The organism is Clostridium brassicae (assembly GCF_026738875.1).
GTDB lineage: Bacteria > Bacillota > Clostridia > Clostridiales > Clostridiaceae > Clostridium_H > Clostridium_H brassicae.
This window is the reverse complement of the sequence record NZ_JAPQFJ010000001.1, coordinates 91,487-108,741: the sequence shown is the minus strand read 5'-3', so window position 1 is coordinate 108,741 and position 17,255 is coordinate 91,487. Positions and strand designations below refer to the sequence as shown.

Annotated in this window: 14 protein-coding genes; 2 read left to right on the top strand and 12 right to left on the bottom strand. The window is 29.0% G+C overall.

What is annotated here, in order from left to right:
• Nucleotides 1-4: 4 nt before the first annotated feature.
• Together OW729_RS00535 and OW729_RS00530 are read left to right on the top strand one after the other, a co-directional pair.
• Nucleotides 5-421 carry a transcriptional regulator PerR gene (locus tag OW729_RS00535; RefSeq protein ID WP_268059441.1) on the top strand — a complete coding sequence of 139 codons (417 nt, stop codon included), beginning with the start codon at nt 5-7 and terminating at the stop codon, nt 419-421.
• Between the two features lie 89 nt (nt 422-510).
• Entirely contained in the window at nt 511-1,461 is a 951-nt protein-coding gene (locus tag OW729_RS00530) for a VCBS repeat-containing protein (RefSeq protein WP_268059440.1), read from the top strand.
• A gap of 265 nt (nt 1,462-1,726) precedes the next feature.
• On the opposite strand, the gene OW729_RS00525 is transcribed toward OW729_RS00530, so the two are convergent.
• From OW729_RS00525 to carB, 12 genes are all read right to left on the bottom strand, one after another.
• Nucleotides 1,727-2,296 carry a hypothetical protein gene (locus OW729_RS00525; protein WP_268059439.1) on the bottom strand — a complete coding sequence of 190 codons (570 nt, stop codon included), beginning with the start codon at nt 2,294-2,296 and terminating at the stop codon, nt 1,727-1,729.
• Between the two features lie 47 nt (nt 2,297-2,343).
• A complete protein-coding gene (locus OW729_RS00520) occupies nt 2,344-2,622 on the bottom strand; it encodes a hypothetical protein (RefSeq protein ID WP_268059438.1) in 279 nt (92 codons plus the stop codon).
• A gap of 39 nt (nt 2,623-2,661) precedes the next feature.
• Nucleotides 2,662-3,204, bottom strand: a complete 543-nt coding sequence (locus OW729_RS00515) for a hypothetical protein (protein ID WP_268059437.1) — start codon at nt 3,202-3,204, stop codon at nt 2,662-2,664.
• 211 nt (nt 3,205-3,415) lie between these two features.
• Nucleotides 3,416-3,997, bottom strand: a complete 582-nt coding sequence (yihA, locus tag OW729_RS00510; protein WP_268059682.1) for a ribosome biogenesis GTP-binding protein YihA/YsxC — start codon at nt 3,995-3,997, stop codon at nt 3,416-3,418.
• Complete coding sequence (gene lon, locus OW729_RS00505; protein WP_268059436.1) at nt 3,987-6,323, bottom strand: endopeptidase La; 2,337 nt, start codon at nt 6,321-6,323, stop codon at nt 3,987-3,989. Before lon ends, yihA begins: the two co-directional genes overlap by 11 nt.
• 336 nt (nt 6,324-6,659) lie before the next feature.
• Nucleotides 6,660-8,339 (bottom strand): ATP-dependent protease LonB, encoded by a 1,680-nt coding sequence (gene lonB / locus OW729_RS00500; RefSeq protein WP_268059435.1) that lies wholly within the window; start codon nt 8,337-8,339, stop codon nt 6,660-6,662.
• A gap of 201 nt (nt 8,340-8,540) precedes the next feature.
• Complete coding sequence (clpX, locus tag OW729_RS00495; protein WP_268059434.1) at nt 8,541-9,833, bottom strand: ATP-dependent Clp protease ATP-binding subunit ClpX; 1,293 nt, start codon at nt 9,831-9,833, stop codon at nt 8,541-8,543.
• A gap of 20 nt (nt 9,834-9,853) precedes the next feature.
• On the bottom strand, nt 9,854-10,438 hold the full coding sequence (gene clpP / locus OW729_RS00490) for an ATP-dependent Clp endopeptidase proteolytic subunit ClpP (RefSeq protein ID WP_268059433.1): 585 nt from the start codon (nt 10,436-10,438) through the stop codon (nt 9,854-9,856).
• A gap of 237 nt (nt 10,439-10,675) precedes the next feature.
• On the bottom strand, nt 10,676-11,968 hold the full coding sequence (gene tig, locus OW729_RS00485; RefSeq protein WP_268059432.1) for a trigger factor: 1,293 nt from the start codon (nt 11,966-11,968) through the stop codon (nt 10,676-10,678).
• Between the two features lie 231 nt (nt 11,969-12,199).
• Complete coding sequence (locus OW729_RS00480) at nt 12,200-12,982, bottom strand: sugar phosphate isomerase/epimerase family protein (protein ID WP_268059431.1); 783 nt, start codon at nt 12,980-12,982, stop codon at nt 12,200-12,202.
• Between the two features lie 28 nt (nt 12,983-13,010).
• Nucleotides 13,011-13,829 carry a hypothetical protein gene (locus OW729_RS00475; protein ID WP_268059430.1) on the bottom strand — a complete coding sequence of 273 codons (819 nt, stop codon included), beginning with the start codon at nt 13,827-13,829 and terminating at the stop codon, nt 13,011-13,013.
• 240 nt (nt 13,830-14,069) lie between these two features.
• On the bottom strand, nt 14,070-17,255 hold the full coding sequence (carB, locus tag OW729_RS00470; protein WP_268059429.1) for a carbamoyl-phosphate synthase (glutamine-hydrolyzing) large subunit: 3,186 nt from the start codon (nt 17,253-17,255) through the stop codon (nt 14,070-14,072).

The window sequence follows — 17,255 nt, the reverse complement described above, 5'->3', positions numbered from 1 at the left end:
GTCTATGGATAACATAACCTCTACTTTTAGAGAAAAAAAATTAAAACTTACACCTCAGCGTATAGCCGTTTATAAATACCTACTTTCCACTAAAGAACATCCTTCTGCTGAAACTATATATAAGGCTTTACATGAAGATTATCCAACTATGAGTTTAGCCACTATATATAAAACACTAAAGACTTTAGTTGAAGTTAACCTAATTCAAGAAATTAATGTAGGTGAAGGAAATTTTAGATATGATGGTAATGCTATACCCCATCCTCATATACAGTGTTTAAATTGTGGAAAAGTAGACGATATAGAAGGAATCTCATTTTCTAATTTAAACGAAACTGTGAAAGACTATACAGACTATGAAGTTCTTTCAAACAAAATATATTTCTATGGTCTATGCTGTAATTGTAAAGAAAAAGCATAATAGATTTAGTTCTATTATGCTTTTTCTTTAATTTTTTATAAATATTTTGTACTTGTACCTCATAAATATAATTAAGTGGAGGTGCCAAAATGAAATTTAAAGTATTTTTTATAAAAAGAAAACATATATACTACTCTGTATTGATTTTACTAGTTTTTATATTTTTTATAATATTTACAAATTTAAAATCTAAAGATATTTCTTCTCCTACATTTAGCATAAATTCAGATAAAAAAACATATAAAGCAGATCTTACAGGAGATGGTAATAATGATATCTTATACATAACAACCCTAAAAGGTAAATATTATTTACAAGTAAATACTGATAAAAACAGCACTTACATTCAGCCTAATAAAAACATAAATACTTTGGGAACTTACACTCCTTATTGGTCAGCAAGAGTTAAATTATTAGATATAAATAGAGATAGAATTCCTGAAATATTTATACAATCTTCCGAAAAAAATAAACCTATTCAACATGGCTTTCTATACAACAACGGTAAGTTTCAAACAATATTTTCTAGCCATAATAATATTCTTGGTTTTATTGATTGTAGTAATAACAAAACTCCAAAACTTATATCAGGAAATATATCAAAAGATGGTTTTCAATTTTATAATTATATCCTTATACAAAATGAACTAAAAAAATATACTTATAATTATGAAGAAAAATTTGCAGGGAAAAATATAATTTTATCTTTTATAAATTTAATTACAAGTGGTGTTAACTCTTCTTCTATAATTGATAAAAATATATTCTCTAATGATGTAGATAAATCATCATTGTACACTATTGATGCATTAATAAACTCTGATACTATTTATACATTTCAGGATGCTCAATTTATTGATATTAAATCAGATAATAATGGTAATCCTTCTCAAATGCAATGGATATTAAATTTTAGGGGAATATCAAATAATAACCCTTCCTCAATAAAAAATTATACTTTTAAACTTCTACTTAAATCAGATAAAAGCTCAAATGACAGCTATTATTATAAAATATTTTCAATTTCCCAAATACAATAAGGAACTATGTTTTAGAAAATTGATATTCTATTAAAATATTCAAGGGAATTTAAATATATGACAAGTAAAAACGGACCGCTAACGCGGTCCTAATCAAAAGGGGGATGGGGGGTTTTAGCACTAGTAAAGAGTAATCATATCTATATGATCAACTCTTCATGCACATTATATATATTAACCCATAACAAAAATTTTATTCACTTTATTTATATTTTTATAGTTTTTTTATCAGTCAAGGAAATTGTGTAATTAAAAAACTTCCCATTTAGGAAGTCTTTTCATTGTCTTCAGCTATATATAATCTTATAACTTTTTCTAACTTCTTAGATTTCTCAAAATCAGTAATGCCTTTTATAGCAATTAGTAAATTAACTATTTCATCATCTGGCTTTAGTTTTCTTCTTTTCCTTCTTCTTTTACTTCTTTTAACCTCTGGCTTTTTGTATATGTTCATTTCACCATCTATAATGTTTCCTTCCTCTAAATCTATGTTGTTATAATCATTTTGTGGAATTTCTTCTTTTATATCTTTTATATCTTTTATATCTTTTATATCTTTTATATCTTTTATATCTTTTACATCTCCTTCATTGTTTATATCTTCTACGTTTTTTGCAAAATTTTTTTCTTGATTATTTCCACCTGATAAAATATTTAAAAGAGATGCTATCTGTTTTATATCTATATTATTTAACATAGATGTTAAATTATTTATATCAAAATTATTTATATCAAAATTACTTATGTCAAAATTATTATTTTCATCACTTATATCATCATAATTATTCATGTATGGATCTTCATTCCCTTTTTTATGCTTTCTATGCTTTCCCATTCCATCACCTCTTTATAAATGGGAGAGCTTCAAGCTCTCCCTTTTTACTAACAACAGCATAAACCTTGTCTTTTGAATCCTCCACAGCAAAGTAAGAATAAGAATATTAACAATGTTCCTGTTTCGCTATCAATTATACATGCTTTCTTTAATACTAGTAGGAATAATGCTAATCTACATGGATCAAATCCTCCACAGCAGCATCCTCCACCTATATTTCCTATACCGTATCCTCTATTAAATCCACATCCTCTATTCCATCCGCATCCTCTGTTACATCCGCACATACAATCATATTCGCACTTGCACTTACATTTTCTTGACATACTAAACCCCCCTTTCTTGGGCCATGGTTTCAATGTAATCTATTCTTCTTCGTTAGTTTCTACAATCTCAACTTCTGGTTCTTGTTCTTGTTCTTGTTGCTCTTGTTGTCCTTGGGTTGACTTGAAGATGTCATTAATAGCACTTAAATTACATTTCTTTCCATTAAGGAAGAAGAATAGTAATAATAAGATTATTAAGATGCCACCTCCACCGCTTCCACATCCGCCGCAATTGCCGGAACTACCACAGCTATCGCAACATCCATATCCACAGTTTCCGCCTCCGCATCTACAGCACTCACAACAACATCTCCTGTGTTTTCTACGTTTTTTACCATAACATCGGTAACAACATTGTTGGCAACAATTATTATTTCCACCATTATTTTTATTACAACAACATAATAGAAATAATATTATAATCAAGAGCAGAGGGAATCTGCTTCCTGATCCAAGGCCAGCATTACCTAAAAGCCCTGCGATTTTATCAATGTTACCAAAATTATTTTCCCCATCATTACCGGCTGTTAAACTGTTTATCAATGAACTTATGCTATTCATATCCAAATCGTTTAAATCCACTTTACCTCCCCCTTTCTGCCCTTTAAATTTCATCATTTGTTGTATAATACATACTATTCATTTAGGTTTTGTTTTGACACAAAAAAAATAAACATGCAGTATTTTTTCTTACTGCATGTTTATTTCCACTTATCTAGTGTTCACTGTTAGTACTCTAACATAATATTTTTATAGATTGTAATGCAAATAAAATAACATCCTAGATAACTTTTTATATATCTGATATTAACATTTCTGTTAATTCTTCCTTACCTGCTTTATTAAGAGAAGAAAAGAAAATAAATTTATCATCTCCTCTAAATTTTAAGGTTTCCTTTATAATTTTTTCATTTTTCTTAAACTCACTTCTCTTAATTTTATCCGATTTAGTCGCAACAATTACCGCCTCATAACCATAATGCTTAATCCATTCATACATATGCACATCATCTTGTGTTGGTTTATGTCTGGAATCTACAAGTAAGACTATTGTTTTTAGTTGGGGTCTATTAATAAGATATTTCTCCATCATCCCCCCCCACTTTTCCTGCTCTTTCTTAGATACCTTAGCAAATCCATATCCAGGTAAATCCACAAAATAAAATTCATCATTTATTAGAAAAAAATTTATAAGTCTTGTTTTACCTGGAGTACCACTTGTTTTTGCAAGTTTTCTTCTGTTAGTTATAGTATTAATTAAAGAAGATTTGCCTGCATTAGATCTTCCCACAAAAGCTATCTCTACCCTATTATCAGTAGGATATTGAGATGGATTAACTGCAGATATTATAAACTCTGAGTTTTTAATCATTATCATTTGTACTCTCCTCTACAAAAACATTTTCTAATACATCTTCAATCTTTTCAGCAAGTATAACCTTTATTTTGCTAAGTATGGATTTAGGTATTTTTCTTAAGTCTTTTTCATTTGCTTTCGGTATTATTATTGTATCTATGCCTGCTCTAAAAGCTGCAAGTGTTTTTTCTTTCAATCCACCAATAGCAATTACCCTTCCTGTAAGAGTAATTTCACCCGTCATGGCAACATTGTGTTTCACCTTTTTATTATTTAAAGCAGATACCATTGCAGTTATCATTGTTACACCTGCAGATGGTCCATCTTTAGGTACCGCTCCTTCTGGTGCATGTATATGAACATCTTTTTCTTTATAAAAATCAGGATTTATTCCATATTTATCAGCATTTGCCCTTACATAGCTGTATCCTGCTTCTGCTGATTCCTTCATTACATCTCCTAATTGGCCCGTTAACTGAAGCTTTCCTCTACCTGGCATAATACTAACTTCCACAGGAAGGGTGTCTCCTCCATATCCTGTCCATGCCATTCCCATGACCACACCAACTTTATCAGTTTTATCAGCTTTATCATAAGTGTATATCTCAGGACCTAAATATTTATTTACATGGTTTACTGTTATAGTTATTTTAACTTTATCTCTTTCTAACATATCTGCAATAGCTTTTCTAATAACTGAAGCTATCTTTCTTTCTAAACTTCTAACCCCTGATTCCCTTGTATAATTCTCTATAATAAATGATATTGCCCTATCTGAAAAAGTTATCTTACCTTTTTCTAAATTATGCTCCTCAAATTGCTTTGGTATAAGATACCTTTTAGCAATGTGGAATTTTTCCTCATAAGTATATCCTGATACATCTATTATTTCCATTCTATCAAGCAATGGTCTCGGAATAGTATCTAAAGTATTTGCCGTAGTTATAAACATAACTTCAGATAAATCTAAATCAAGTTCTAAATAATGATCTCTAAATGTTTTATTCTGCTCACTATCTAAAACTTCAAGAAGTGCGCTTGCCGGATCCCCTCTAAAATCTCCACTCATCTTATCTATTTCATCTAATAAAAATAATGGGTTCTTAGATTTAGCCTTTTTCATACCATTAACTATTCTTCCTGGAATAGCTCCAACATAAGTTTTTCTGTGACCTCTTATCTCAGCTTCATCTCTAACTCCACCTAGAGACATTCTTACAAAGTTTCTATTTAATGCATTTGCTATAGATCGAGCTATAGATGTTTTACCTACTCCTGGAGGTCCAACTAAACATAGTATAGGTCCTTTTAACGACTTACTCATACTTTTAACCGCTAAAAATTCAATTATTCTATCTTTAACATCTTTAAGTCCATAATGTTCGTTTTCTAATACTTCTCTAGCTCTTTTTATTTCTAAATTATCCTTTGTTCTTTTATTCCATGGAATATCTAATATACAATCTAGGTAGGTTCTTATTACTCCACCTTCTGCTGAATAATTCCCCATACTATTTAATCTATTCAACTCATATAAGGCCTTTTCTTTAACTTCTTTTGGAAGTTTTGCTTTACTTATTTTTTGTGAATACTCTTCAATTTCCTTCTTGCTCTCATCTTCATCTCCAAGCTCTTCTTGTATAGCTCTCATTTGTTCTCTTAAAAAATATTCTTTTTGAGACTTATCTATCTTACTTTTTACTTTAAGCCCAATTTTCTTTTCTATCTTTAATATCTCAACTTCATTAGTTATTATTAATAAAAGCTTTTCTAATCTATCATATACTTCATATGCTTCAAGTAATTCTTGCTTTTTACTCTCTTTTAATGTTAAATATGAACTTATAATATCAGCAAATCTTCCTGGATCATCTAAATCATCTAAATTTTCTAGAGCCTCAGGAGAAACGCTATTAGACAATCTAGCATATTCTTCAAACTCTTTTTCTATTGAACGAATCAAAGCTTCACACTTATCTTTATCTTTACATTGTTCATATTCTAATATTTCCACATCTGTTTTTAAAAAAGGTTCTTTTTGAATATAACTAGTTAATCTTGCTCTATTTTGGCCTTCTACTAAAACTCTTATTGTATTTCCTGGCAACTTCAGAATTTGTTTTATATTACATATAGTTCCTATACTATAAATATCCTTTTCCTCAGGTTCTTCTATTTTAGCTTCTCTTTGTGAAACTAAAAATATTTCCTGCCCATTTAACATAGCCTCTTCAATAGCAAGTAAAGATTTTTCCCTACCTACATCAAAATGTAATATCATATGAGGAAATATTGTTATACCTCTTAAAGGAATTAAAGGAAGAACTTTTAATTCTTTTTCCATATTTTCCCCTCATTTCTCTGTTTTCTTTATTTTCATGGTATATAATGCCTATATTTATTTGATACTATGCTATTATACCTATAAACAATATTTTTTTCAATTAGTTTAATTATATCATACCTTAAATAACACTGTTTTTAATTAAATTTGCTTAACACCTTTACTAAAGTATATTATAATTAAACCTAACTTTAATAAAAAGTACTTTAAACTTTAGGTAGATTTTTTATTCAATCTAAGTTTAGAAACACTTATTCATGGTCATAGCCATGATAAATATTGAATAAACTTTAAGTAAACCCCTTACTTTTTTATAGTGAGGGGTTTACTTAAAGTTTAAATAGATTCTGCACTTAATACATCTACACCTGAATTTACATCTAATAAAATTTCACTATTATTGTCACTACTCAATGCTATGTTTATCACATCTTTAATATTAGTTACAGGTATAATTTTAACTTCATTTTCACTTTCAAATATATCTTGCCAATTTTCTTTAGGTATAATAATTATTTTCGATCCTGCTTTTTTAGCTGCAGAAATCTTAGCATTTACTCCTCCTATAGGCTTAACCTTTCCATGTAATGAAATTTCTCCTGTCATAGCAACTTTATTATTTACAGGTATTCCTTTAATAGCACTATATATAGCTGTTGTTATACTTATACCGGCAGAAGGCCCATCTACAGGCATCCCTCCTGGGAAATTAATATGTATGTCATATTTATCACATTGTATATTAAATATCTTTTTTAGTACTGTTACGGCATTTTCAACTGAACTCCTAGCTGTACTCTTCATTATAAGTTTTTTACTTTGATTACTAAGTTCCTCTTCTTCTACTATACCTGTAATTATTAGTTTACCTTTTGTAGAATCTGCTTTCTGACAAGAAGCTTCTATTTCCATAATTGTACCCATATTAGCTCCATATACCGCAAGCCCATTTACATATCCTACTTGAGGTTCTTCTGGAATGCTCTTTTCAGGTCTTGGAGAATATTGTCCATTTTCTATTATCCATTCTATATCATCTGATTTTATTATATCTCGTTTTTCATTTAAAGCAATTCCAACTCCAAGTTGCACTAAGCTTACAGCTTCTCTTCCATTACTAGCATATTTCCCTACTAACTTTTTAGATATAGAATCTATTTTAAATCCAGCTTTTGTGGCAGCATTTTCTGCTATTTCCTCTATTTCCTCCTGCAATAATGCTCTGAAAAATATTTCTACACATCTAGATCTTAAAGCAGGACATATTTCCTCTGGATTTCTTGTTGTTGCTCCTATCAATCTAAAATCGGCAGGAAGGCCATTATCAAAAATCTCTTTTACGTATAATGGCATATTAGGATCTTCTGAATTATAATAAGCACTATCTAAAAAAACCTTTCTATCTTCCATAACCTTTAAAAGTTTATTCATTTCTATTGGATGTAATTCTCCTATCTCGTCTATAAACAATATACCTCCATGTGCCTTTGTAACCGCTCCTGATTTTGGTTGTGGTATACCTGCTGCTCCAAAAGCACCTGCTCCTTGGTATATAGGGTCATGTACAGAACCAATTAATGGATCTGCAATTCCTCTATCATCAAAACGAACAGTAGTAGCATCAATTTCTACAAATTTAGCCTCTTCTTGAAAAGGAGAATCCTTTTGTTTTTTTACATATTCTAAAACTAACCTAGCTGCAGCAGTTTTACCAACCCCAGGTGGACCATATATTATAACATGCTGAGGATTAGGTCCACATATAGCTGCCTTTAAAGACTTTATCCCATTTTCTTGACCTATAACATCTTTAAACATAGTGGGCCTACTTTTTTCTGTAAGCGGTTCTGTTAAATTTATAGACTTTAATTTTGTTAGTTTTTCCATTTCTTTTTTATTTTCTCTATTTACTACTACCTTATTTCCATTCTGCGACTTAATAGCATTTAAAAAATACATCCCCATTATTATTGTAACGAATAAACTAATATAGCTTACTACTGAACTATTAACCATATATTTTATCACCTTCCTGCACAAAGTAGAAAAATTTGTATTCTTTATTTTATATTTTGTACATTTTAAAGTAATATATTCAGTATTATATATTAAAATTAAAACTAATCCCCTTTTAATACATAATGCAATTTAATTTTATCAATTTGTGTTTTCTAAAACAAAAAAACACCCATACATAGGTGTTTTTTATAAATAAATTTAAGCTGGCTCACTACCTCTTTTTTTTCTTTTATGTTTCTGTCCATTTATAACAGGTCTTTCTTCTCCATCAGTTAACACAAGCTCTGGTTGCTTGTTATCAATAGTTTCTTCATTTATAATAACTTTTACAATGTCTTCTTTAGAAGGTATATCAAACATAATATCTCTCATAATATCTTCTATTATAGATCTAAGACCTCTAGCACCTGTTTTTCTTTCAATAGCTTCATCAGCTATCGCTTTCAATGCCTCATCTTTAAATTGAAGTTCAACATTATCCATCAATAAAAGTTTCTCATATTGTTTAACAAGAGCATTTTTAGGTTCTTTTAATATTCTAACAAGTGCTTCATTATCAAGAGATTGAAGTGTTACTACTATAGGTAATCTACCTACAAATTCAGGAATTAATCCAAATCTCAATAAATCCTCTGGTACTATGTCCTTTAATAACTCCCCTATATCTTTTTCTTTCTTTGACTGTATATCAGAACCAAAACCTAATGTACTTTTTCTAGTTCTTTTTTCTATAATCTTGTCTAATCCATCAAAAGCTCCACCACAAATAAATAATATATTTGAAGTATTTATTTGTATAAATTCTTGATGTGGATGCTTTCTTCCTCCTTGTGGAGGTACTGAGGCTACAGTTCCTTCTAATATCTTTAATAAGGCTTGTTGAACCCCTTCTCCAGAAACATCTCTTGTTATAGATGGGTTTTCTGATTTTCTTGCTATCTTATCTATTTCATCTATATATATTATACCTTTTTCAGCCTTTTCAACATCATAATCTGCATTTTGAATCAACTTTAATAATATATTTTCTACATCTTCACCAACATATCCAGCTTCTGTTAATGTAGTAGCATCTGCAATAGCAAATGGAACATTAAGAAGCTTTGCTAAAGTTTGTGCAAGTAATGTCTTTCCTGAACCTGTTGGACCTAATAATAATATATTACTTTTTTGAAGTTCAATATCATCTACATCTACAGATGAATTTATTCTTTTATAGTGATTATATACCGCCACTGCTAGAGCCTTCTTTGCACCTTCTTGACCAATTACATATTGATCTAAATAGTTTTTAATTTCATAAGGTTTGGGAAGAGAAGTTATATCTATCTCAGTATTTTCCTCAAATTCATCTGCTATTATTTCTGAACATAAGTCAATGCATTCATCGCATATATATACTCCGGGACCAGCTATAAGTCTTCTAACTTGCTCTTGAGTTTTTCCACAAAAGGAGCACTTCAACTGTTTCTTATCATCATATTTAGACATCTCTACACCTCACTAAGGTTTTATTTCTTTCTAATTACAACATCATCAATCAGCCCATATTCTTTTGCTTCGTAGGCCTCCATAAAATTATCTCTTTCAACATCCCTTTTTATCTGTTCTAATGGCTTTCCTGTTCTTTCACTTAATATTGTATTTAATTTATCTTTTATTCTCAATATCCTTTTAGCATGAATATCTATATCTGTTGCTTGACCTTGAAATCCTCCAAGTGGCTGGTGAATCATTATCTCACTATTTGGAAGAGCAAATCTCTTTCCTTTTGCTCCTGCTGCTAAAAGAAATGCTCCCATAGAAGCTGCCATACCTACACATATTGTAGATACATCTGGTTTTACATATTGCATAGTATCATATATAGCCATTCCAGCTGTAATAGAACCACCTGGGCTATTTATATAAAGGCTTATATCTTTATCTGGATCTTCCCCTTCTAAAAATAACAATTGTGCAACTATAAGGCTTGCTGTAACATCATTTACTTCTTCTCCTAAAAATATTATTCTGTCTTTTAAAAGCCTTGAATATATATCATAAGATCTTTCTCCTCTATTAGTTTGCTCAACTACAACAGGTACTAAACTCATTTTATCTCCTCCTCAATATTATTTAAATTTTTGTATATTCCCTAATACCTTTAATATAATAGTATTAAATAAGTTTCCTACTAAGGTAATTTATCAATTACTTATAGATAAATAAATACTATAATTAAAAAGTTTTACTTTAAGATTATCACCTATATTTAATATGATATTCATATTATAAAAGAATTTGATGTAAAATAATTGCCAGAAACATTTCTGGCAATCTTTTTAATCTATTTATGCTATTTCCTTGCTGCTATTAACCAAAAGCTCTATTGCTTTTTCATTTACTATTTGAGATTTTAAATATTCTCCTTGAGAACCCATAATAGCATCTACTACTTTTTCAGGTTCATTACTTCCGTATTGTTTAGCTATTTCAAGTGCTCTTTCTTTCATTTCATCTGCAGAAACTTCAACATTTTCTAATTTAACTATTTCTTCAAGAACTAATTCAGTTTTAACTCTTTTTTCTGCTGTTTCTTTCATATATTCTCTAACTTTTTCTTCTGTATTATTTGTATATTGGTAATAAGTTTCAATATCTAATCCTTGATATTGTAATCTCATTTCTAAATCTTTAAGCATAACGTCTACTTCTTTATCTATCATTACTTTTGGAATTTCCACTTCTGCTTTATTACATACTGCCTCTATAACAGCTTCTTTATATTCTGCTTCTTCTCTAGCTTTATTAGCTTCTTCTGCTTTCTTTCTTATATCATTTTTTAATTCTTCTAAAGTATCAAATTCTGAAACTTCTTTTGCAAATTCATCATCTAATTCTGGTAATTCTTTTGATTTTATTTCTTTTATTTTAACTTTGAAATTTGCAGGTTTTCCATTTAGGTCATCTCTACCATATTGTTCTGGGAAATTTACATTAATTTCTTTTTCCTCTGATGCTTTTAATCCTATTAATTGTTCTTCAAAGTTATCTATGAATGTACCTGAACCTATTTCTAATGAATAGTCTTCGCCTTTTCCACCTTCGAAAGCTGCACCATCTATAAATCCTTCAAAATCAATTACAGCTATGTCGCCTTTTTCTACAGTTCCATCTTCTTTTGTCATTATTCTTGCATTCTTTTCTTGCATAGCTTTTACTTGTTTTTCGATTTCTTCATCAGTTACATTATACTTTTCTTTTTTAACTTCTAAGCCTTTATATTCACTAACAGTTACTTCTGGTTTAATTGTAACTTCTGCTGTATAAACAAAATCTTTATCGGAACCTATTTGTGCTATATCTATTTTTGGGTAATCTACAGGAGATAATTTATGTTCTTCAACAGCTTGTGGATATGTAAGTTCACAACAATCATTTATAGCATCTTCATAAAATACACCTTCACCATAATATCTTTTTATTATGTTCATTGGTGCTTTTCCTTTTCTAAAACCAGGAATATTGAATTTTTTTGCATTTTTTTTATATGCTTTTTTTATTGCTTCATTAAATTTTTCTTTTTCTACAGTTATTTCTAGTTTAACAATATTAGTTTCTATCTTTTCAATTTTAGTATTCATTAATATTTTTCCTCCCAATCACCGTAAATACTTATTTTGACTTCATATATTATAACATACATTATTAAATTTTTACAAATATATCTGAAGATTTTTTCATAATTATAATTATATACTAAAAGTTTCATATTACAACACTTATTTGCAGTAACTAATTTCCAGTTACCAGTTGACAGTGTTACAGATTTTTCTGTGTTACATAAGATTATCTATCCCCTATATTATGATATGTTATATAAATTTTTCCAAATACTCTTTACTCTCTAAAAATTCTCTATAATCTATATAGTTATCACTGTAAACTTCTATTATACAGTTTCCTTTATAATTAACCTTTTTCAAATCTTCATAAAACTTCTTATAATCAACGTCTCCTTTTCCAGGTAGCAAGCATACATCAGTAGAAGTTCTATCATTTATATGAACATTGACTATGTTTTCATTCATTATTTCTATATATTCCTCAACTAAAACCCCTACTTTATAAGCTTGCTTTATGTCTAAAGTAAAATTTATAGGATATTTACATTTTTCCTTAATCATTTTTAAAAAATTCAGGTCTGATGACATACACCACGAAACATTTTCTTGAGCTAGTTTTATTCCTATCTCAGAAGATATGTATACAAGTTCATTATATACATCTGTTATTAATTTTGCATCAAAAAATTTATTATCTATTTTTCTCATACCATGAAAAGTATATGTATTCGCTCCTAATTTTTTTCCTGCAATGCATACTTCTTTAAAATACTTTAACATATCTTTCCTTCTTCTTTTGTAGCTATCAAACAAATATGGCTCAAAAAAAGATGAAAAAGCATGAACAGAATTCACAGAAAATCCCCATTTTTCCTTTTCATAAATAAGCCTTTTTGTAAATTCTTCTTGAAATTCACTAGGGCAGTTGAAAAACAGTTCTCCTGTTTTGAATCCTAAATTCTTCATTAATTTTATAGAATCTTCTAAGCACACCTTTGGATAAAAACATGCAGAAGAAATACCAATCTCCACTATATAAAACCCATCCTTATCTTACTATTTATTTGACTATCCTTGTTTGACCATCTACTATAACTTCTAACCCTTCTTTTAAAATTTTTCCATATTCAATTGACTTACCTCTAATTTCTCCTCCCCATTCATTTAACCTATATTGATGTACCCCTTCATTTAAGTTATATCTCCATAAAAATTTCTCTTCTTTTCTATTAAACCATGGAAGTTGAGATAAATATATTATAGTATTATCATCTAAAATCTTAGGTGACCCATTCCATATGTATTGAGGATTATCTTTTAATATTACATCCTTAGAAAATCTTTGTCCTTTTGTAGATATATATTCGTTATTTGCAATGTCTTTCTTATTTCCATTCTCATCTACTAAAATCATACTTTGATTACTTTTGTCAATGAACACTAAAAACCTTTTCGAACCACTTATACTATATTGAATATTTTTAGGTAAAAAATCAATATACTGTCTTTTATTATTAATTATATTGTATGTTAGTTTAACTTCTTCATTATTTGAAAGCTTTATTGATTCTACTTGTTGATTTAAAGTTGGCTGTTTTTTTTCTTCTTGCTTTTTAGCTTTTACATTATTAGTTTCATCTTTCTTTTTTTCTTCAACACTATTTTTTTCTTGCTTAGGAGGTTCATTTTTATTTGATTTATATACTTTATTTGTGATTTTATTAACAGCTGTTTTTAGTATATTATTAGAACCACCTATGGAAAAGGATACCCAACTTATAATAATTAATACTATAAGTAATGCTCCTATTATCTTTACTTTTTTTCTTCTTTTCATTTTTTTATGGTAATTTTCACTAAATATACTTGGCTTTCGCACACTCTAACCTCCTACATTAAATAATAGTATAATTTAATAGTATAGATTTATGTATAATAAACATATTTAATATTCTTCTAATTATATTATTCCCTATTTATATCATTATACAAAAAAAGACCTGATAATTCAAAATATACAAGTCTTTTTTCTTATACTTTTCTTATTTATGATATTTCACAAATCACAATCAGAAATTTATGCTTAGAAAGCCGCTGAGAAGATTAATTATATCCTGCATTAAAAATATTCTTTTAACTCTCTATATTGTATTTCAACATTACTATTTTTAATATTAATTACTTTTAAAAATATTTTTGCTGTATCAATGCATGTAAATAATGGTATCCTATATTCTGCTGCCTTTCTTCTTACTTTAAAGCCTTCAGTAATTATATTATTCCCTTTTGTTGGTGTATTTATTATAAGATTGATCTTTTCCTTTGATATTAAATCAAATAATTTGTTAACACCTACTATTTCACAATCAATATTGTATTTTTTAAGTTCTTCTCCTGTTCCCTCAGAGGTATAAATTTTAAATCCTAATTTATAATATTCTTTTACAATATCTATACCTTCTTCTTTATCTACATCTTTAAGAGAGACATATAGTGAGCCTTCCGTACATATTTCTATTCCAGAAGCAACAAATCCTTTGTATATAGCTTTATCTAAATCATAATCTACACCTAATACTTCCCCTGTAGACTTCATTTCTGGTCCTAAATATGTGTCTACATCTGCTAACTTTTCATTGGAAAATACAGGAACTTTAACAGCTTTAATTTTTCCTTCTTTTAAAAGTCCTGTTCCCCAGTTTGAATCTCTTAATTTCATGCCAAGCATTGTTTGAACTGCTATATTAACCATAGGTACGCCAGTAACTTTACTTAATATAGGCACAGTTCTTGAAGCTCTTGGATTTACCTCTATTACATAAACTTCTTTTCCATCATATACATATTGAATATTTACTAATCCAATTATTTTTAATGCTCTAGCAATTTTCTCAGTATTTTTAACTAATTTATCTACTGTATCTTTTGACAATGTCATAGGTGGGTACACCGTTATACTGTCTCCTGAATGTACTCCCGTTCTCTCTACGTGCTCCATTATTCCAGGTATTACAATATCTTCCCCATCAGATATAGCATCTACTTCTATTTCTGTTCCTTTTACATATTTATCAATCAATATTGTATGCTCATTACCTAAACTAACTGCTTCAATCATATATTTTTCTAATGAAATTTTATCATAAACTACCTGCATTGCTCTTCCTCCTATTACATAAGAAGGTCTTACTATTACAGGATATCCCAGTTTTTCTACTACCTCATATGCTTCATTTATATTTGTAACCGCATATCCAGTTGGAGTTTTTACATTCAGTTCTTCTAATAACTTTCTAAATTTATCTCTATCTTCAGCTAAATCTATTGATTTAAAGCTCGTTCCTAGTATATTTACTCCTCTTTCATTAAGCTTTTCTGCTAAATTAATTGATGTTTGTCCTCCAAACTGAAGTATAACACCTTTTGGCTTTTCTTTTCTAACAACATTCATTACATCATCTATATACAGAGATTCAAAATATAGTTTATCAGAAGTATCAAAATCTGTACTTACTGTTTCTGGATTATTATTTACCATAATTGATTCATATCCTGCATTTTTAATTGCCCATGCTCCATGAACACAACAATAATCAAATTCTATACCTTGCCCTATTCTTATTGGACCTGAACCTATAACCATAATTTTTTCTCTATTTGAAACAAAATTTTCTTCTTCATTTTCGTAACATGAATAGTAATAAGGAGTTTTAGCTTCAAATTCCCCACTACAAGTATCAACCATCTTATATACTGGATATATATCTTTTAATTTTTTAACTCTTTCTATTCTTTCAATATCTATATTAGAAAGTTTACTTATTTGTACATCCGTAAATCCCATAGTACTAGCCTTACAAATAAGTTCATCATCTACTACTTTTTGTTCTAATTTTTTTTCTACATTAACTATATTATTTATTTTATTCAAAAACCATTTATCTATTTTAGTAATATCATATATATAATCAATCTCATAACCTCTTCTTAAAGCCTCTGCTATAGCAAAAATTCTCTCATCATCTTGTTTATTTATTTTTTCTTCTAATCTCTCATTAGATAAATCTTGACCATTTTCTAATCTAATTCCTACAAGCTTACTTTCTAGACAAGTTAAAGCTTTTAAGAAAGCACTCTCAAAATTTCTATCTATAGCCATTACTTCTCCAGTTGCTTTCATTTGAGTTCCTAAATGTCTTTCTGCTGTATTAAATTTGTCAAAAGGCCACTTTGGCATTTTGACTACGACATAATCTAATGCAGGTTCAAAGCAAGCACTTGAGTTTTTTGTAACATAATTTTTAAGCTCATCTAAACTGTACCCTATAGCTATTTTAGAAGCTATTTTTGCTATTGGATACCCTGCTGCTTTTGATGCTAAAGCACTTGAACGACTAACTCTTGGATTTACCTCTATAACTATATATTTACTACTGTTTGGATCTAATGCAAATTGTATATTACATCCACCTTCTATTTTTAAATTTCTTATTATTTTAAGAGCAGAACGTCTAAGCATATGATATTCACTATCCCTTAGAGTTTGCGATGGAGCAACTACAATACTATCTCCTGTATGAACCCCTACTGGATCTATGTTTTCCATATTACATACTATAATACAATTGTCTTTCTTATCTCTTATAACTTCATATTCAAGTTCTTTCCACCCGGCTACGCTTTGTTCAAGTAGTATTTGCGTTATAGGACTCATCTTAAGCCCTCTGTCACATATTTCTAAGTATTCCTCCATAGTTTCTGCTATTCCGCCACCAGTTCCCCCTAGTGTATATGCAGGTCTTATTATAATAGGAAGCCCATTTTCTTCTACAAATTTAATACATTGATCTATATTTACCGCAATTGTGCTTTTAGGAATAGGTTCATTTATTTCAATCATTAAGTCCTTAAACTCTTCTCTATCTTCCGCTTTTTTTATAGCCTCACTATTTATTCCCAAAAGTTTAACTTTGTATTTTTCTAACACACCTTTTTCTTGTAATTCCATAGCTATATTTAAAGCTGTTTGACCTCCAAATCCTGCTAGTATACCATCAGGTCTTTCTTTTTCTATTATACGCTCTATTACATCGGTTTTTAATGGTTCAATATAAACTTTATCTGCTATATTCATATCTGTCATTATAGTCGCTGGATTACTGTTCACTAATATAGTTTCTATTCCTTCTTCTTTTATTGACTTACAAGCTTGCGTACCTGAATAATCAAATTCAGCTGCTTGCCCAATTATTATAGGACCTGATCCTAAAATCATAACCTTTTTTAAAGTTTTATCTAATGCCAT

Excerpts from the sequence above, each read along its gene's own strand:
- OW729_RS00535 (WP_268059441.1), top strand. The coding sequence starts at position 5 with ATGGATAACATAACCTCTACTTTTAGAGAAAAAAAATTAAAACTTACA.
- lon (WP_268059436.1), bottom strand. The coding sequence starts at position 6,323 with ATGGAAAAAGAATTAAAAGTTCTTCCTTTAATTCCTTTAAGAGGTATA.
- OW729_RS00525 (WP_268059439.1), bottom strand. The coding sequence starts at position 2,296 with ATGGGAAAGCATAGAAAGCATAAAAAAGGGAATGAAGATCCATACATG.
- clpP (WP_268059433.1), bottom strand. The coding sequence starts at position 10,438 with ATGAGTTTAGTACCTGTTGTAGTTGAGCAAACTAATAGAGGAGAAAGA.
- OW729_RS00530 (WP_268059440.1), top strand. The coding sequence starts at position 511 with ATGAAATTTAAAGTATTTTTTATAAAAAGAAAACATATATACTACTCT.
- lonB (WP_268059435.1), bottom strand. The coding sequence starts at position 8,339 with ATGGTTAATAGTTCAGTAGTAAGCTATATTAGTTTATTCGTTACAATA.
- tig (WP_268059432.1), bottom strand. The coding sequence starts at position 11,968 with ATGAATACTAAAATTGAAAAGATAGAAACTAATATTGTTAAACTAGAA.
- carB (WP_268059429.1), bottom strand. The coding sequence starts at position 17,255 with ATGGCATTAGATAAAACTTTAAAAAAGGTTATGATTTTAGGATCAGGT.
- clpX (WP_268059434.1), bottom strand. The coding sequence starts at position 9,833 with ATGTCTAAATATGATGATAAGAAACAGTTGAAGTGCTCCTTTTGTGGA.
- OW729_RS00520 (WP_268059438.1), bottom strand. The coding sequence starts at position 2,622 with ATGTCAAGAAAATGTAAGTGCAAGTGCGAATATGATTGTATGTGCGGA.